The sequence below is a fragment of the Micromonospora sp. NBC_01638 genome (assembly GCF_045209745.1).
Lineage (GTDB): Bacteria > Actinomycetota > Actinomycetes > Mycobacteriales > Micromonosporaceae > Micromonospora.
Genome location: NZ_CP109273.1, coordinates 810,375 through 824,998 on the forward strand (window position 1 = coordinate 810,375; position 14,624 = coordinate 824,998).

Genomic DNA, 14,624 nt, shown 5'->3' on the forward strand with positions numbered 1-14,624 from the left:
GTCGAAGGTCTCGACGCCGCCAGGGACAACGGTGCGGTGCGTCAGGTTGCGGTGGTGACCCTGTTCCGCGCGAGGAGCCGAGTGAATGACTTGAACTGGAACTGCTGGACCAGGACGGCGGCGACGATGATGCCGCCCTTGACCATGTTCTGCGCCTCGATGGAGAGGCCGTTGATGGCGAAGAGGTTCGTGATCGTGGCGAAGATGATGACGCCGAGCAGCGAGCCGACGATGGTGCCCCGACCACCGCTGAGCAGCGTCCCACCGATGATCACCGCGGCGATCGCGTCCAGCTCGTACAGGTTGGCCATCGCCGCCTGCGCCGAGGTGGCCTGGGAGGTGAGCATGATGGCGGCGATGCCGCAGCAGAGACCGGAAAGCGCGTAGAGAAGCATCGTGTGCCGACGGACGTTGATGCCGGCCAACCGTGCCGCCTCCGGGTTACCGCCGACGGCGACGGTCCGCCGGCCGAAGGTCGTCCGGTTGAGCACGATCCACCCGGCCACCACCACCGCGCCCAGGATGTAGACGAGGATCGGAATCCCGATCACCTTGCGCGCCGCGATGTCGTTGATGAAGGTGCTGCTCGACACCTGGGTCTGCTTGTTGGAGATCGACGCCGCAAGCCCACGCGCGGCCACCAGCATCGCGAGCGTCGCGATGAACGGCACCAACCGCCCGTACGAGATGAGTACGCCGTTGACCAGGCCGACGCAGATGCCGACCACGATGGCCGTGAAGATCATCCCGGCGGCACCGTAGCTCTGGGTGGCCACCGTGGTGCACCAGACACCGGCCAGGGCGACGATCGCCCCGACCGACAGGTCGATGCCACCGCCGATGATCACGAAGGTCATTCCGACCGTCACCACGCCAACGACCGAGGCGAGCTGCAGGATGGCCAGGACGTTGTTCCAGACCCAGGTCGGGTCGCCGTAGAGGTCCGGCTTGGTGACCGCGCCGACCAAGATCAGGGCGGCCAGCACACCGATCAGACCAAGATTGCGCTTGGCACCGTCGCCGCCGTCCCCCCGCCACCACGAGAGCCGACCCGCGGACCCTGCCTTGTCGCTGGCCACCGCCGTCTCCGCCGGATCCACCGGCGGCGACTGCGCCGGAAGCTGCGGGCGCTCCGGTGTCGCGGTGGGAGTGGGAGTCGCGTCGCTCATGCCGGTGCGCCTTCCATCAAGGACCCCGCCATCACGAGGTCAAGCACAGTGTTCTCGTCGAGTTCGCCGGCCGCAGCCTCGCGGACGACCCGCCCTTCCCGCATCACCAGCACCCGGTCGGACAGACCAAGCACCTCGGGCACCTCGCTGGAGACCAGCAGCACCCCGACGCCCTGGGCGGCCAGCGCCCGGATGACCTGGTAGAGCTCGGCCCGGGCGCCCACGTCCACGCCCCGGGTGGGCTCGTCGAGCAGCAACAGCTTGGTGCCGCCGAGCAGCCACCGACCGACCACGACCTTCTGCTGATTGCCGCCGGACAGCGTGCGTACCGGTCGACTGACGTCCCGGGGCCGCAGCTCCAGGCTCTCGGCGATCCGGTCCGCCTCGGCGCGTTCCGTGGCTGCGTTGGTGAAGCCGAGCCGCGCGTACCGGCCGAAGGTGGCCAGCGTGACGTTGCGGTAGATCGGCTCACCGAGCAGCAGCGCCTGGCTCTTGCGTTCCTCCGGGGCCATCCCCATCCCGGCCCGCACCGCCGCGCCGACGCCGGGACGCAGCGCCTTCCCGTTCATCCGGACCGAACCGGCATCCGCGACACGGGCACCGTAAATCGTCTCCAGCAGCTCGGAGCGGCCGGAGCCAACCAGTCCCGCGATGCCGACGATCTCCCCGGCGCACACGTTCAGCGAGACGTCGGCGAACTCACCGGCGCGGGTCAGCCCCTCCACCTGGAGCAGGTCGACACCGGCAGCGTCGTCGGTCGGCCGGTCCGGGAAGACGTACTCGATGGTGCGGCCGGTCATCCGGCTGACCAGGTCGCGGGTCGGGGTTTCGCGCGCCGGCAGGTTGGCCGCCGTGGTCCGGCCGTCCTTGAGGACGGTGACCCGGTCGCCGATCTCGCGGATCTCCTCCAGGCGGTGGGAGATGTAGATGACGGCGATGCCCTGCGCGGTCAGCTCACGGATGATCCGGAACAGGTTGCCGACCTCATCGTGGGCCAGCACCGCGCTCGGCTCGTCCATGATGATCAGTCGGGCCTCGTGCGACAGCGCCCGGGCCATGCTGACGATCTGCTTACCCGCGGCCGGCAACGACCGGACCATCCGCCCGGGCGGGATCTCACCGTGGCCGAGCCGGCTGAGGATCTGCCGCGTGTGCCGGGCCATCCGGCCGCGCCGGACGAACCCGAAGCTGCGGTACTCGTGGCCGAGGAAGGCGTTCTCCGCCACCGAGAGATCCTCGACGAGGTCGAGTTCCTGATAGATCGTGGCGATGCCGGCGCGCATGGCGACCTGCGGGTTGGCGAAAGTGGCCGGCTCACCGCGCCACTCCACCTGCCCGGAATCCGGTTGGTGCACCCCGGCGAGCACCTTGATCAGCGTGGACTTGCCGGCGCCGTTCTGCCCGAGCAGGCAATGCACCTCGCCGGCACGCACCTCCAGCTGCACGCCGTCCAACGCGCGTACGCCGGGGAAGGTCTTGACCACATCGGTGAGGCGCAGGACCACCTCGCCCGCGACGGTGTCGGCGGGAGCCTCGAGCAGCGGCGCCTCGGCGACGGCCTCGGCCGACGCGGTGGTGGGGTCATCCTCGGGCAGAGCCACGGTTCTCCTCCTCGCTCACGACGGGTTTCTGGTCAGCGAATCGCGGCCTCATGAGGCCTCCCCGAAGGCGACATCACTGGCGAGCACGGCCGCGCCGGTGACGCCGGCACGACCACCGAGCTCGGACAGCACGACGGGCAGGTTGCCGGTGGCCAACGGCAGCGACCGGCGGTAGACCACGCTGCGGATCTCGGCGAGCAGGATGTGCCCGAGCTGGGCCAGCCCGCCGCCGATCACGATCATCGACGGGTTGGTGAAGCTGACCAGACCGGCGAGCACCCCGCCGACCCGCCGTCCGCCGTCACGGATCAGCTGAATGCAGGTCACGTCGCCCTCGACGGCGCCCTCGGCGACGTCCAGCGCGGTCACCACACCACGCAGGGTCATCCGCTCGGCCAGCGCCGGGGACACTCCACTGCGGGCGGCGGCGGTAGCTTCCTTGGCAAGCGCGGCGCCGCTGAACAGCGCCTCCAGGCAGCCGACGTTGCCGCAGGAGCACATCGGACCCTGCGGGTCGACCTGGATGTGACCGATGTCGCCGGCGCAGCCGTCGGTGCCCCGGTAGACCTCGCCGGTGAGGTAGATGCCGCACCCGATGCCGGTGCCGATCTTCACGAAGAGGAAGTCGTCCACCGAGTGCGCGACCCCGCCGTGCCGCTCACCGATCGCCATGATGTTGACGTCGTTGTCGACCACCGCCGGGCAGCCGTGCTCTCGGCTGAGCAACTCGCGCACCGGGAACCGGTCCCAGCCTGGCATGATCGGTGGCGAGACCGGGACGCCGTCGCGGAAGCTGACCGGGCCGGGTACGCCGACGCCGACCGCGTCCAACCGCTCGTACGCGCCGTCGACCCGGGCCTTGTGCAGCAGCTCGTTGACCCGTTGCAGGGTCACCTTCGGTCCGTTGCGGATGTCGGCCGGCTCGGCGTAGTGCGCGACCGGTTCGAGGCGACCGTTGACCACCTCGACGTCGATCGAGCTGGCGCCGAGGTCGACGGCGGCGAAGCGCAGCTTCGGGCTCAGCTCGACCAGCGTCGATCGACGCCCACCCCGGGAGGCGGCGAGCCCCGCCTCGGCGACGTAACCCAGCGCGACCAGGCGATCCAGCTCGGCCAGCATGCGCGGGCGCGGCATCTGGAGTCGGTCGCCCAACTCGGCCCGGGACACGGCCCCCTCGTCGCGGAGCAACCGCAACAGTCGCACGTGTAGGGGATCGACGGTCCGCACCGGGGAGTCACCTCTTCATCGGCCTCGTTCACATCGACGCGTTGCCGACGTGTTGTGTCCGACACAGTAGGAGCGTTCCGCACCGCCTGTCCAGAGCTTCAACCGTTCCGAGACCAACTTTTGTCCGAAAGAACAAAAGCTACTAGTTGATCAAGAAAAGGATCCCCCGGAGCGCCATCGACGAACATGAACCGCCCCGCCCGCCCCTCCCCTTCGTGCGGGTGTCAACTTCACACACGCCCCGTGGACGGGCGCGGGCAACCCCTACTTGTAGAGCAACCTGCCCATCCGGCAAGAGGCCACCAGCAGGCCGACCGCCACCATCGCCAGCAGGTAGAGCACGTCCAGCAGCCAGGCCCAGCCACCGCCGCCCAACGCGACCCCGCGGATCAGGTGCACCGACCGGTACAGCGGGGTGATCTCGATCAACCAGTGCAGCAGAGTCGGATAGGCCTGCGCCGGCACGAACGTGCCGGAGAAGAGGAAGAGAGTGAACTGTGCGGAGCCCATCAGATCGAAATCCTGCCAGCTGCGCATGAAGGTGGAGATCGCCATGCCGAGCGCCCCGAACGCGAACCCGACCAGCACCGCGGCCGGGAGTGCGGTCAGCGCGCGGGTGATGCTGGTCAGCTCCAGCGCGACCATCACACCGAGGAACGCGGCCGAGTAGGCGCTCCCCCGCAGCATCGCCCAACCCAGCTCACCGAGGGCGATCTCGAACGGCCGTACCGGGGTGGCGATCATCCCGTCGTACAGCTTCAGGTATTTCATCTTGCCGAAGAAGTTGAAGGTGGTCTCCGCGAGCGCCCCGGTCATCGCCGAGGAGGCGAGCATCGCCGGAGCCACGAACTCGACGTACGAGACCAGCCGCCCGTCGGGCAGCGGCAGGTCGCCGACCAGCGCCCCGACGCCCACGCCGATGGAAAGCAGGTAGAGCAGCGGCTCCACGAAGCCGGAGAGCAGCAGCAGCCAGTAGACCGACTTCAGCGCCGTGACGTTGCGCTCGACCACCGACGCCGACCGCCGGGACGCGGCGGAGACGTCGACCAGCCGGGGCAGGATCAGCGTGACCACGACAGCCTCCCTAGACGACGAGATTGCGACGGAACGCGCGCAGCGCCAGCAGCCAGCCGGCGACAGCCCAGGCGGCCAGGTAGAGCAGGTGCCCGGCGATCGACCACTGTGGGGCGACGCCGAGCGTGGCCGCGCGGCACAGGTCGACGGCGTGCCACAGCGGGGTCACGTACGCCAGCCACCGCAGCGCGTCGGGCAGCGACTCGACCGGAAAGAACACCCCGGCGAAGAGGGTCATCGGGATGACGGCGAAGCGGAAGAGCATCGCGAGCCAACTGTCGCTGGACACCGACGCGCTGTACGCGAAGGTCGGCGCGGCGACGGCCAGCCCGAGCAACGCCACCACCGGCACGGTGGCCACCGCCCACGGCGACCGCAACGCCCCGAACAACCCGGTGACCAGCAGAAACGCCGCGATCGTGGTGAGCACCCGGAACAGCACGAAGGCCAAATGCCCAGCCAGGATGTCGCCCACCCGCAGCGGTGACGCGCTCTGCGCGAAGTAGGTCTTGACCCATTGGAAGTTGCTGAACACCGGCCAGGTCGAATCACCGACGGTCACCTGGAGTGCGGTCGAGGCGATCAGCCCGGGGACCAGCCAGTCGAGGTAACGCACCCCGCCGACGCCCTGGTCGATGTAGGCGCCGACGCCCAGCCCGAAGCCGAGCACGGTCAGCACCGGCAGCAGGAACGAGGAGAACACCCCGGCCCGCCAGGTGCGACGGTAGCCCACCAGGTAGTGCTCGAACACCGCGTACGCCGGCACCCACGGGAGCCGTGGGTGAGCCCGCTCCCGCGTCGATCCCGTCACGCTCATCACGACCACCCCGCCCCACCGCGCCGGCCACCACGACCTGTCTACCCCCGGGGTACGACAGGCCGCCGGTCACCCTACGACGACCCCATCGACGTGTCGCCCGGGTTTCGCCACCTTGATCGACTCGGCCTACAGAATGTCGCGGTATCAACACCACCGCGATACCCCGACTTCCCGGAAGCCGAGTGGATCTAGGAGCGGATCGGAACGGCGAGGCCGATATCTACCGGCGGACGGCGTCGGACCCGACGAACGCGCGCCACACGTCAGGTGTGAAGGCCAGCACCGGACCGGTCGGGTCCTTCGAGTCGCGGACGGCCACCAGCCCGGGCAGGTTGGCGGCAACCTCGACACAGTTGCCGCCGCTGCCGTTGCTGCGGGTGCTCTTGCGCCAGCAGGCGCCGGTCAGCTCCATGTCTCCGCCACTTCCGCGATCAGGTCGAGGGACTGCTGCTGCGATAGTGCCTCACCCCGGATCGACTCCCACACCTCGACCATCTGCCGCACGTACTCGGACCGGTCGATCACCTGCCCGTGGCGCTGCCCGTCCAGGTAGACGACATCCTCACCGGTGGCTGCGGTGGCGATCACGAAGGGACCATCGAGCCCAGCGTACGCACCGGCGGACAGCGGCACGACCTGGATTCGGACCCGGGGCAGAGCCGAGCCGAGCTTCACCAGGTGACGCAACTGCTCGCGCATCACCTCCGGCCCGCCGACGTGGCGGCGCAGCGCGTACTCGTCGACGACCAGGCTGAGCAGCGGTGGCCGGTCCCGGGTGAGTAGGCCCTGCCGGTCGAGCCGGGCGGTCACCTGCTGTTCGACCTCGTCCGCCGCGAAGAGCCCGGCGCCGGCCAGGATGGCGCGGGCGTAAGCCTCGGTCTGCACCAGGCCCGGCACGTAGAGTGGCTCGAACGAGCGCAGCGCCGTGGTCTCCTGCTCGATGCCGGCCCAGTCGCGGAACCACGGCACCACGGCCTCCCGGCTGATCCGCCGCTGGATGCGTTCGAACCGGCCGTCAGCGCCGAACACGACGTCACACCGGCGCGCGAAGTCGAGACTCGGCCGGCGCTCGGACGTCTCCACCTTGGCGACCAACGCCCCAGAATAGCTCAACGCCTCGGCCAGCGCCGTCTGCGACATCCCACTGGCGGCCCGAGCCAGCCGCAACTCCTCCGCGAAGTGCTCCAGCATGGACGAACTCTCCACGGACAACCCCCGTACATCCTCGTACCGTGCCGGGCCGATCGCCGTACGCGCTGGTCGTCGGCGTGCGGAACCTCCCACCGTAGTCGGATCCTCACCAGACTGTCACGCAGCGGGACCGCTCACGGGATCGGACGGCGGGCGGAACCAGGCCGGGAGCGTCCCGTGACCCCCCGATCCGGGGCGCTCCCACCCACCCGATGGAGGTTCCTCGTGCGACTCAGGTTCTGGCGCTGCCGCCGCCCAACCCCACCCGCCGCGCTCCCCCGGCGTACGCCCACCGAACGCCCAACCTGGGCGACCGCCCCCACCAAGGTCCTACCGACCGACGAGCCGGGCCGCCCGGGCCGGCTGACCCGCGCCCAGCAGTGGCGGGCGAACGGGGGCCGCTGGCCGGCTCAGGAGCAGGGTTGGCACTGATGCCTCGCTACCACCCACACGTGGCCGCGCGCCCGTCCTGGCGCTGCCGGGTCTGCGGCGCCGGGTGGCCCTGCTCCCCGGCCCGTCTGGCGCTGCTCGCCGAGTATCGCGAGAACCGCACCGGCCTGCTCATCTACCTCGCCGCGTTGCTTCACGAGGCGGCCGGGGACCTCGCCGGGCAGGAGCGGCTGACCGAGCGCTTCCTCACCTGGGCCAGAGCCCGCTGAGTCATGATCGTGGGAAGCTCAGCGGTGCGACACGCCGGGAAAGTTGTGGCTGAACTGCCAACGATCGCCCGTGGCCCGTCAGTCGACCAGGGTGCGGCCGGTCAGGTGCAGGAACACGTCCTCCAGGCCGCTGCGCCGCACCAGCACGTTGGCCGGGTTGAGCCCCAACGCGGAGACCTCGGCGACCGCCGCGTCGCCGTCGGGCACGTAGAGCAGGACCCGGTCGGGCAGCACCTCGACCCGCTCGCCCAGACCGTCGAGCTTGCCCGCGAACGGCTCCTGTGACTCGGCGGCGAAGCGCAGCTCGACCACCTCGCGGGTGGAGTGCTGCTCGATCAGCGCCCGGGGTGAGCCCTCGGCGACGATGCGCCCGCCGTCCATCACCACCAGCCGGTCGCAGAGCTGCTCGGCCTCGTCCATGTAGTGCGTGGTGAGCACCAGCGTGACGCCCTGCTGCTTGAGCCGGAACAGCCGCTCCCACACCAGGTGCCGGGCCTGCGGGTCGAGCCCGGTGGTCGGCTCGTCGAGCAGCACGATCTCCGGTTCGTTGACGAGCGCACGGGCGATGGTCAGCCGACGCTTCATCCCGCCGGACAGCGGATCGACCTTGCTGTCGGCCCGCTCGGTGAGCTGGACGAAGTCGAGCAGCTCGTCGGCCCGCTCCCGAGCGGCGCGACGCGAGATGCCGAAGTAGCGGGCGTACACGGTCAGGTTCTCCCGGACGGTCAACTCCGGGTCGAGATTGTCCAGCTGTGGGCACACGCCGAGCCGCGCCCGGATCGCTGGCCCGTCAGTGACCGGATCCATGTCGAGGATGCGCAGCTCGCCGCCGCTGGGTGGGGAGGTGCAGCCGACCATCCGCATGGTGGAGGATTTGCCGGCGCCGTTGGGCCCGAGGAAGCCGAACGCCTCACCCGAGCGCACCTCGACGTCGATGCCGTCCACGGCGGTGAAGTCGCCAAACCGCTTCACCAGCCCGCGAGCCTGAATGAGTGGTCGCCCCGAAGTCACCGCCCGACCCTAGCCGCCCGGTCCGACACGTCCCACCGACTATTGGTCGAGGTTCAGAGGTCGCCGGGGGCGGTGGCGGCGCGGGCAACGGTGACCAGCCGGTCGGTTTCGGTGAGCAGGGCCTCGTCGTCCGCCGGGGCGCCGGGGTCGAGTCGGACCGTCCAGGTGAGGCCGTCGGCCCCGGTCACACGCCGGGCCGCGACCCGCGCGGCGCCGCCGGGCACCGGGTGGTGCTCGGTGTACGCGACGGAGCGGGTCACCCGTGCCCGCACCTGGTGCGGCAGCTCACCCGGGTCGAGGAGGAGGTACGTCTCGGCCGGGCCGTCGGCGACCAGCGTGTAGCCGTCGCGTTCGACGACGGTCTCGGCGGGCGTGACGGTCAACTCCCGGCCGGACCAGACCGCCTTGAGGATGGTGTGCCAGCCGAGCCGGTGCCCTCGACCGGGCAACCACAGCCCGAGGTTGGTGGCGACCACCACCCCGTCGCCCTCGCCGTTACCGGCGGCTGCCCACGACAGCACCCGTTCGTCGGCGGTCAGCGGCGGCCGGTCGGCCGGTGGCAGCTTCGGCTTGCGGCTGAACAGTCCCATCTAGAGGCCTCCCGCGGCCTGCTCGCGCAGCGCTCGGGCGTGCTGCTCCAGGGACAGCAGCTCACCGAAGGCGGCGAAGTACTCATCCTTGTTGTTGACCGGGTTGATCCGTTGGATGCGTGACTTGAGGTCCCGGACCCGGACGGTCACCGACCCGAACTGCACCCGCGCCATCGTGATCGACACGTAGCGCGGGTCCGGTTCTCCGTCGATCCGCAGCGGCTCCACCGCCAGTTCGCCGACCAGCGCCGCCGACGCCAGGTCGTCGCAGGCGTCGCGGACCGACTCGATCCAGACCGCGCCGCCGGTCGCCGATGCGGCCCCACCGGCCGTCGCGATGGCCGTACGCACCCCGACGTGCACCGGGTGGCGGTATTCCGTGGCCTCGACGGCGTCGAACATGGGCCCGGCCAGCACCGGCTGCTGGAGGGCGAGCTTCAGCGCCTCCCGCTCGACCATCGACAGCGGGCTGTCCAGTGCCGGTTCGGGGCGGGCCGACGCGGGTCGGGCGGTGGGTGCGGCATCGCGGGTGCCCGACGGTGGGGTGTTGGCGGCGGCGAGCACCGCCCGCTGCACCGGCTCGATCTCCATGCCGAGGTCCATGGCGAGCTTGCGGACGTACTCTGGGCGCTTTTCCCGGTCCTTGAGTCGCGCGACCAGCGGGGCGGCGTGGCGCATCGCCTCGACCCGGCCGTCGACGGTGTCCAGGTCGAAGCGGCTGATCACGTGTCGCAGCGCGAAGTCGACAAGCGGCTCGCGGCGGGCGACCAGGTCACGCACCGCCAGGTCGCCCTTTGCCAGCCGCAGATCGCACGGGTCCATGTTGTCCGGGCTGACCGCGATGAACGTCCGCCCGACGAACCGCTGATCATCTTCGAAGGCGCGCAGTGCGGCCTTCTGACCGGCAGCGTCACCGTCGAAGGTGAAGATGATCTCGCCGGCCACCTCGTCACTGTCGAACAGGAGCCGACGCAGAACGGATATGTGATCCGCGGCGAAGGCAGTGCCGCAGGTCGCCACCGCCGTGGTCACCCCGGCGAGATGGCAGGCCATCACGTCGGTGTAACCCTCGACGATCACCGCCCGGCCCTGCTTGGCGATCTCCCGCTTGGCCTGGTCGATGCCGTAGAGCACGTGCGACTTCTTGTAGATCGGCGTCTCGGGGGTGTTCAGGTATTTCGGGCCGTCGTCGTCGTCGAAGAGCTTGCGGGCGCCGAAGCCAATCACGTCGCCGGCGAGGTCACGGATCGGCCAGAGCAGCCGGCGGCGGAACCGGTCGATCAGGGAGCCGGAGCGGGACTCTCGGGACAACCCGGCGGTGACCAGCTCCTGGTGGGTGAAACCCTGTTGGCGCAGGTGCTTGGTGAGTAGGTCCCAGCCGTCCGGCGCGAAGCCGCAGCCGTAGCGCTCCGCGGCGGCCCGGTCGAAGCCCCGTTGGGCCAGGAACTCCCGTGCCGCCCGGGCCCCCGCGGTGCTGAGCTGCGCCCGGTAGAACTCGACCGCGGCGGCGTGCGCGGCGACCAGGCGCTGCCGCTGGCCCTGCTGCGGGCGGGGGCGCGGGGCGCTCTTGTCGTCCTCGATGTAACGCAGCTGGATGCCGGCGCGGCCGGCCAGCCGCTCGACGGACTCCACGAAGCTGAGGTGGTCGGCGTCCATCAGGAACTTGATCGCGTCGCCGCCGGCCCCGCAGCCGAAGCAATACCAGACGTTGCGGGCCGGAGAGACGTTGAACGACGGACTCTTCTCGTCGTGGAACGGGCACAGGCCCTTGAGGTTGCCGCCGCCGGCGGACTTCAGGGTCACCGTCTCGGAGATCACATCCCCGATCGAGGTGCGTTCCCGGACCAGTGCGATGTCCTCGTCCCGGATCCGCCCAGCCATGCGCCACCCCCTCGCCCTACATCCTGCCCTGCCGGACCGACGGCATGGCGCCCGGGGACGCTGGTGTGGCGACGGCCGCAGCCGGCTGGCCGATGACGGCGCGACCCGACTGCCGCTGGACGCCAGAGCCAGGGAGTCGAGAGACACGTCCGAGGGATGAGCAGCGCTCAGGCGGCGGTCGGCTCCTCGGCAGCCACCTGCCGGTTCCAGTCGGCCTTGGTCGAGCGCCAGCCCTCGTCGTCCATGCCCCGCCGCCAGTAGCCGGAGATGGAGAGACGATCGACGGGTATGCCCCGCTCGGTGCGCAGCAGCCGGCGCAGTTCCCGGACGAAGGCGGCCTCACCGTGGACGAAGGCGTGCACCTGGCCGGCCGGGAACTCCAGCTCGCGCACCGCCGCGACCAGCGTCTCACCCACCGGGCGTTCGCCACGATGCAGCCAGGTGAGCTGGACCGCGCCAGGGCTGAGCAGCTTCTGCTCCTCCGCCGGGTCGGCGATCTCCACGAAGACGTGGGCCGGGGCGCCCACTGGCAGCCGCTCCAGGGCCGCGGCGATCGCCGGCAGGGCACTCTCGTCGCCGACGAGCAGGTGCCAGTCCGCGTCCGGGCTCGGGGCGTACGCGCCGCCGGGGCCGACGAAGTGCACCGGATCGCCCGGGCGCAACGCGGCGGCCCACGGGCCGGCCAGCCCCTCGTCGCCGTGGTGTACCACGTCCACGGTCAGCTCCTCGGCCAGCGGGTCCCAGCGTCGCACCGTGTACGCGCGCAACCGGGGCCACTGCTCCCGGGGCAGGTCCCGGCGGATCGCGGCGAGGTCCAACGGCTGCGGGTACGCGACGCCGGGCTGCGGGAACACCACCTTGATGTAGTGGTCGGTGAACTCGCCCACCGGCAGGTCGGCCAGCTCGTCTCCGCCGAGGACGAGCCGGATCAGGTGCGGGGTGGGCCGCTCGGTGCGCAGCACCCGGACCGAGGTGACGTTCCTGGGACGTTCCGTCATGCCACTTAGGCTAGCCTAATCTGCCCCGTGGTCAGTATCCGGTGCACTCCTGCCGACCAGGCGGGTGTGCCACGTCACGGCCGCCGGGTCGGTGAGTGAGGCGACCTGGTCTATCACCACCCGCAGTCGGGCGGTGTCGTCCGGGGCGGCCCGCCACAGCGGGGCGAAGATCGGGTCGAGCCCCTCCGGCGCGCGCCGGACCAGCGCGGCGACCAACTCGGCCAGCATCGTCCGCTGCCGCTCGTAGCGGCCCCGGAAGCCGGCTCGACGCATCACGTACCGCAGCGCGATGCCCTTGAGCAGCGCGCACTGCGCCCGGACCCGCCGGGGCACCACCAGGTCGGCGGCGTAACGGCGGTGCGGGCCGGGACCGAAGCGCTGCTCCGTGGCAGCCACCGCAGCGGACACGAATCGCCCGGTCACCCCGCTGGTGGTGGCCTTCAGCGCAACCTGCGCGCGATGGCTGCCGTCGTACCCGGCCAGTGGGGCGAGCAGCGGATCGGCCAGCAGCTCGACCAGCAGCTCGGCCAGGTCGGCCGCGGACTCCCCGGAGTAGGCGCCGGCCACGTCGGCGCAGAGTGCGGCCCGCTCGTCGGCGTCGGTGCGCAGGGGGTGCAGCGTGACGTACCCGCCGTGAATGCCGTCCTCCACGTCGTGCACCGAGTACGCGACGTCGTCGGCCCAGTCCATCACCTGCGCCTCAAGGCAGCGCCGGTCACCGGGCGCACCGGCCCGGAGCCAGTCGAAGACGGCGACGTCGTCGGCGTACACCCCGAACTTGCGCTCCCCGGGCCGGCGCGGCCAGGGGTACTTGCCGATCGCGTCGAGCGACGCCCGGGTCAGGTTCAGCCCGGCGGACGAGCCGTCCGGGGCGAGCACCTTCGCCTCCAGGCGGGTCAGCACCCGCAAGGTCTGCGCGTTGCCCTCGAAGCCGCCGCACGGTGTGGCGAGCAGGTCCAGGGCCGCCTCGCCGTTGTGCCCGAACGGCGGGTGCCCGAGGTCGTGGGCGAGCCCGGCGACGTCCACCACGTCCGGGTCGCAGCCCAACCGGGCGCCCATCTCCCGGGCGATCTGCGCCACCTCCAGCGAGTGGGTCAGCCGCGTACGCAGGAAGTCGTCCGTGCCGGCGGTGTGCACCTGGGTCTTGGTGGCCAGTCGGCGGAACGCCGCGGAGTGCAGCACCCGCGCACGGTCACGCTCGTACGGTGACCGGCGGTGCCCGGTGTCCTTGGGCGGCTCCTCGACCAGCCGGGCGTCCGCCGACTCACTCCTCGCGGGCATGCAGCACGCAGAACTCGTTGCCCTCCGGATCGGCCAACACCGTCCAGTCGACGTCGCCCTGACCGATGTCGACGTGCCGGGCGCCCATGTCGACCAACCGCTCGACCTCGGCCTCCAGGTTGGCGGGGCGCAGGTCGAGGTGCAGTCGGTTCTTGCGCTCCTTGCCGTCGGTCACCGGCACGAAGACCAGGCCGGGCAGGCGGTCGGCGGACTGGCGGATCTCCACCTCGTCCGGCTTCTCGGTGACGACCTGATAGCCGAGCGCCTCGGCCCACCAGCGGGCCAGTCGGGCCGGATCGTGGGCGTCGACGGTCAGGCTCTCCCAGACGCTGGTCATGCAGTCACCCTTCCCGTTCGACGGCGTACGCAATCGGCCGTGTGCGAGCGAGCCAAGATTACGCCCGCCACCGCTGCTCGACCCGTCTCCGACGCCTCGGCGACGGGTCCACAACCGCCGATTGGCCCGGAGTTGTCAACCGATTGCCGAGGGTTACGGGCTCGCGGGCGGAGGTGGCCAGCGGTAGCGTTCCCAGCGCGGAACGTGACCAACCGACTGACACGCAGAGCCCAACCGGTTAGGGGAAACGCTCGTGGACGCAGAAACGGTGGTGGGAACGGAGCTTGCCGGGCTGCGCCGGCGCCGACCCGAGGTCGCCGGGACGGTGCTGGCCGGCACCGACGGGCTCCTCATCTCCAGCGATCTGCCCAGCGCCGACGCGACCCATCTCGCTGCGCTCGCCGCAGCCAGTTTCGGGCTCGGCCACCGGGTGGCAGACACCGCCCGGCGGGGTGCGTTCCGGGAGTCGGTCGTCTGCACGACCGCCGGCTGCGTGGTGACCTATCCGGCCGGGCGTACGGCCCTGCTGACCCTGGTCACCGTGTCGGCGGCGGAGGATCTGGAAGGGCTGCACGAGGAGGCGCGGGCCGTGGCCCGCCGGGCCGGCTCGGTGTTGGACTTTCGCGGCGGCGGGATCGGCGCGACCTCCGTTCCGGACGCGCACGCGCCGCTTGCCGTGCGTACCCCGATGGCCACCCTGCCGACGCAGTTGCGCCGATCGTCTCGGCCCACCTGGCGTCGCCCGCCGATCTGAGTGCCGGCGGCGGCCCGGGTTACCGGGCCGC

General features: G+C 70.9%; 16 protein-coding genes. 3 read left to right on the forward strand and 13 right to left on the reverse strand.

Annotated features, from left to right (window positions below; translation table 11 throughout):
• Positions 1 to 41: 41 nt before the first annotated feature.
• The 7 genes from OG811_RS03635 to OG811_RS03665 all read right to left on the reverse strand — a co-directional run bounded on the left by OG811_RS03635 (position 42) and on the right by OG811_RS03665 (position 7,082).
• Positions 42 to 1,169, reverse strand: a complete 1,128-nt coding sequence (locus OG811_RS03635; protein ID WP_406072116.1) for an ABC transporter permease — start codon at positions 1,167 to 1,169, stop codon at positions 42 to 44.
• Entirely contained in the window at positions 1,166 to 2,674 is a 1,509-nt protein-coding gene (locus OG811_RS03640; protein ID WP_406075489.1) for a sugar ABC transporter ATP-binding protein, read from the reverse strand. Before OG811_RS03640 ends, OG811_RS03635 begins: the two co-directional genes overlap by 4 nt.
• Before the next feature lie 144 nt (positions 2,675 to 2,818).
• On the reverse strand, positions 2,819 to 3,997 hold the full coding sequence (locus OG811_RS03645; protein WP_406072118.1) for an ROK family protein: 1,179 nt from the start codon (positions 3,995 to 3,997) through the stop codon (positions 2,819 to 2,821).
• A gap of 264 nt (positions 3,998 to 4,261) precedes the next feature.
• Positions 4,262 to 5,071 carry an ABC transporter permease gene (locus OG811_RS03650; RefSeq protein ID WP_406072120.1) on the reverse strand — a complete coding sequence of 270 codons (810 nt, stop codon included), beginning with the start codon at positions 5,069 to 5,071 and terminating at the stop codon, positions 4,262 to 4,264.
• Positions 5,072 to 5,081: 10 nt separating this feature from the next.
• A complete protein-coding gene (locus tag OG811_RS03655) occupies positions 5,082 to 5,888 on the reverse strand; it encodes an ABC transporter permease (RefSeq protein ID WP_406072122.1) in 807 nt (268 codons plus the stop codon).
• Positions 5,889 to 6,111: 223 nt separating this feature from the next.
• The gene (locus OG811_RS03660) at positions 6,112 to 6,303 is read right to left on the reverse strand and encodes a DUF397 domain-containing protein (protein ID WP_406072123.1); all 192 of its coding nucleotides are present in this window, start codon (positions 6,301 to 6,303) and stop codon (positions 6,112 to 6,114) included.
• Positions 6,294 to 7,082, reverse strand: a complete 789-nt coding sequence (locus OG811_RS03665; RefSeq protein ID WP_406072125.1) for a Scr1 family TA system antitoxin-like transcriptional regulator — start codon at positions 7,080 to 7,082, stop codon at positions 6,294 to 6,296. The genes OG811_RS03660 and OG811_RS03665 overlap by 10 nt, the downstream gene beginning before the upstream one ends.
• 225 nt (positions 7,083 to 7,307) lie before the next feature.
• Between OG811_RS03665 and OG811_RS03670 the strand changes: the two genes are divergently transcribed.
• Together OG811_RS03670 and OG811_RS03675 are read left to right on the forward strand one after the other, a co-directional pair.
• The gene (locus OG811_RS03670; protein WP_406072127.1) at positions 7,308 to 7,514 is read left to right on the forward strand and encodes a hypothetical protein; all 207 of its coding nucleotides are present in this window, start codon (positions 7,308 to 7,310) and stop codon (positions 7,512 to 7,514) included.
• The gene (locus OG811_RS03675; RefSeq protein ID WP_406075491.1) at positions 7,514 to 7,741 is read left to right on the forward strand and encodes a flavin reductase; all 228 of its coding nucleotides are present in this window, start codon (positions 7,514 to 7,516) and stop codon (positions 7,739 to 7,741) included. The genes OG811_RS03670 and OG811_RS03675 overlap by 1 nt, the downstream gene beginning before the upstream one ends.
• Positions 7,742 to 7,819: 78 nt before the next feature.
• On the opposite strand, the gene OG811_RS03680 is transcribed toward OG811_RS03675, so the two are convergent.
• The 6 genes from OG811_RS03680 to OG811_RS03705 all read right to left on the reverse strand — a co-directional run bounded on the left by OG811_RS03680 (position 7,820) and on the right by OG811_RS03705 (position 13,839).
• Complete coding sequence (locus OG811_RS03680) at positions 7,820 to 8,752, reverse strand: ABC transporter ATP-binding protein (protein ID WP_406072129.1); 933 nt, start codon at positions 8,750 to 8,752, stop codon at positions 7,820 to 7,822.
• A gap of 53 nt (positions 8,753 to 8,805) precedes the next feature.
• Positions 8,806 to 9,342 (reverse strand): hypothetical protein, encoded by a 537-nt coding sequence (locus OG811_RS03685; RefSeq protein WP_406072131.1) that lies wholly within the window; start codon positions 9,340 to 9,342, stop codon positions 8,806 to 8,808.
• Complete coding sequence (gene dnaG / locus OG811_RS03690) at positions 9,343 to 11,223, reverse strand: DNA primase (protein WP_406072132.1); 1,881 nt, start codon at positions 11,221 to 11,223, stop codon at positions 9,343 to 9,345.
• A gap of 167 nt (positions 11,224 to 11,390) precedes the next feature.
• A complete protein-coding gene (locus tag OG811_RS03695; protein ID WP_406072134.1) occupies positions 11,391 to 12,221 on the reverse strand; it encodes a siderophore-interacting protein in 831 nt (276 codons plus the stop codon).
• 15 nt (positions 12,222 to 12,236) lie between these two features.
• On the reverse strand, positions 12,237 to 13,502 hold the full coding sequence (locus tag OG811_RS03700; protein WP_406072136.1) for a deoxyguanosinetriphosphate triphosphohydrolase: 1,266 nt from the start codon (positions 13,500 to 13,502) through the stop codon (positions 12,237 to 12,239).
• Entirely contained in the window at positions 13,486 to 13,839 is a 354-nt protein-coding gene (locus OG811_RS03705) for a VOC family protein (protein WP_406072137.1), read from the reverse strand. Before OG811_RS03705 ends, OG811_RS03700 begins: the two co-directional genes overlap by 17 nt.
• Before the next feature lie 253 nt (positions 13,840 to 14,092).
• Between OG811_RS03705 and OG811_RS03710 the strand changes: the two genes are divergently transcribed.
• Positions 14,093 to 14,593: a roadblock/LC7 domain-containing protein gene (locus OG811_RS03710; protein ID WP_406072138.1), complete on the forward strand. Its 501-nt coding sequence runs from the start codon at positions 14,093 to 14,095 to the stop codon at positions 14,591 to 14,593.
• Positions 14,594 to 14,624: the final 31 nt, after the last annotated feature.

What these genes read in the sequence shown, in the direction of transcription:
- OG811_RS03665 (WP_406072125.1), bottom strand. Translation starts at nt 7,082, where the DNA reads ATGCTGGAGCACTTCGCGGAGGAGTTGCGGCTGGCTCGGGCCGCCAGT.
- dnaG (WP_406072132.1), bottom strand. Translation starts at nt 11,223, where the DNA reads ATGGCTGGGCGGATCCGGGACGAGGACATCGCACTGGTCCGGGAACGC.
- OG811_RS03635 (WP_406072116.1), bottom strand. Translation starts at nt 1,169, where the DNA reads ATGAGCGACGCGACTCCCACTCCCACCGCGACACCGGAGCGCCCGCAG.
- OG811_RS03700 (WP_406072136.1), bottom strand. Translation starts at nt 13,502, where the DNA reads ATGCCCGCGAGGAGTGAGTCGGCGGACGCCCGGCTGGTCGAGGAGCCG.
- OG811_RS03705 (WP_406072137.1), bottom strand. Translation starts at nt 13,839, where the DNA reads ATGACCAGCGTCTGGGAGAGCCTGACCGTCGACGCCCACGATCCGGCC.
- OG811_RS03685 (WP_406072131.1), bottom strand. Translation starts at nt 9,342, where the DNA reads ATGGGACTGTTCAGCCGCAAGCCGAAGCTGCCACCGGCCGACCGGCCG.
- OG811_RS03675 (WP_406075491.1), top strand. Translation starts at nt 7,514, where the DNA reads ATGCCTCGCTACCACCCACACGTGGCCGCGCGCCCGTCCTGGCGCTGC.
- OG811_RS03655 (WP_406072122.1), bottom strand. Translation starts at nt 5,888, where the DNA reads ATGAGCGTGACGGGATCGACGCGGGAGCGGGCTCACCCACGGCTCCCG.
- OG811_RS03695 (WP_406072134.1), bottom strand. Translation starts at nt 12,221, where the DNA reads ATGACGGAACGTCCCAGGAACGTCACCTCGGTCCGGGTGCTGCGCACC.
- OG811_RS03660 (WP_406072123.1), bottom strand. Translation starts at nt 6,303, where the DNA reads ATGGAGCTGACCGGCGCCTGCTGGCGCAAGAGCACCCGCAGCAACGGC.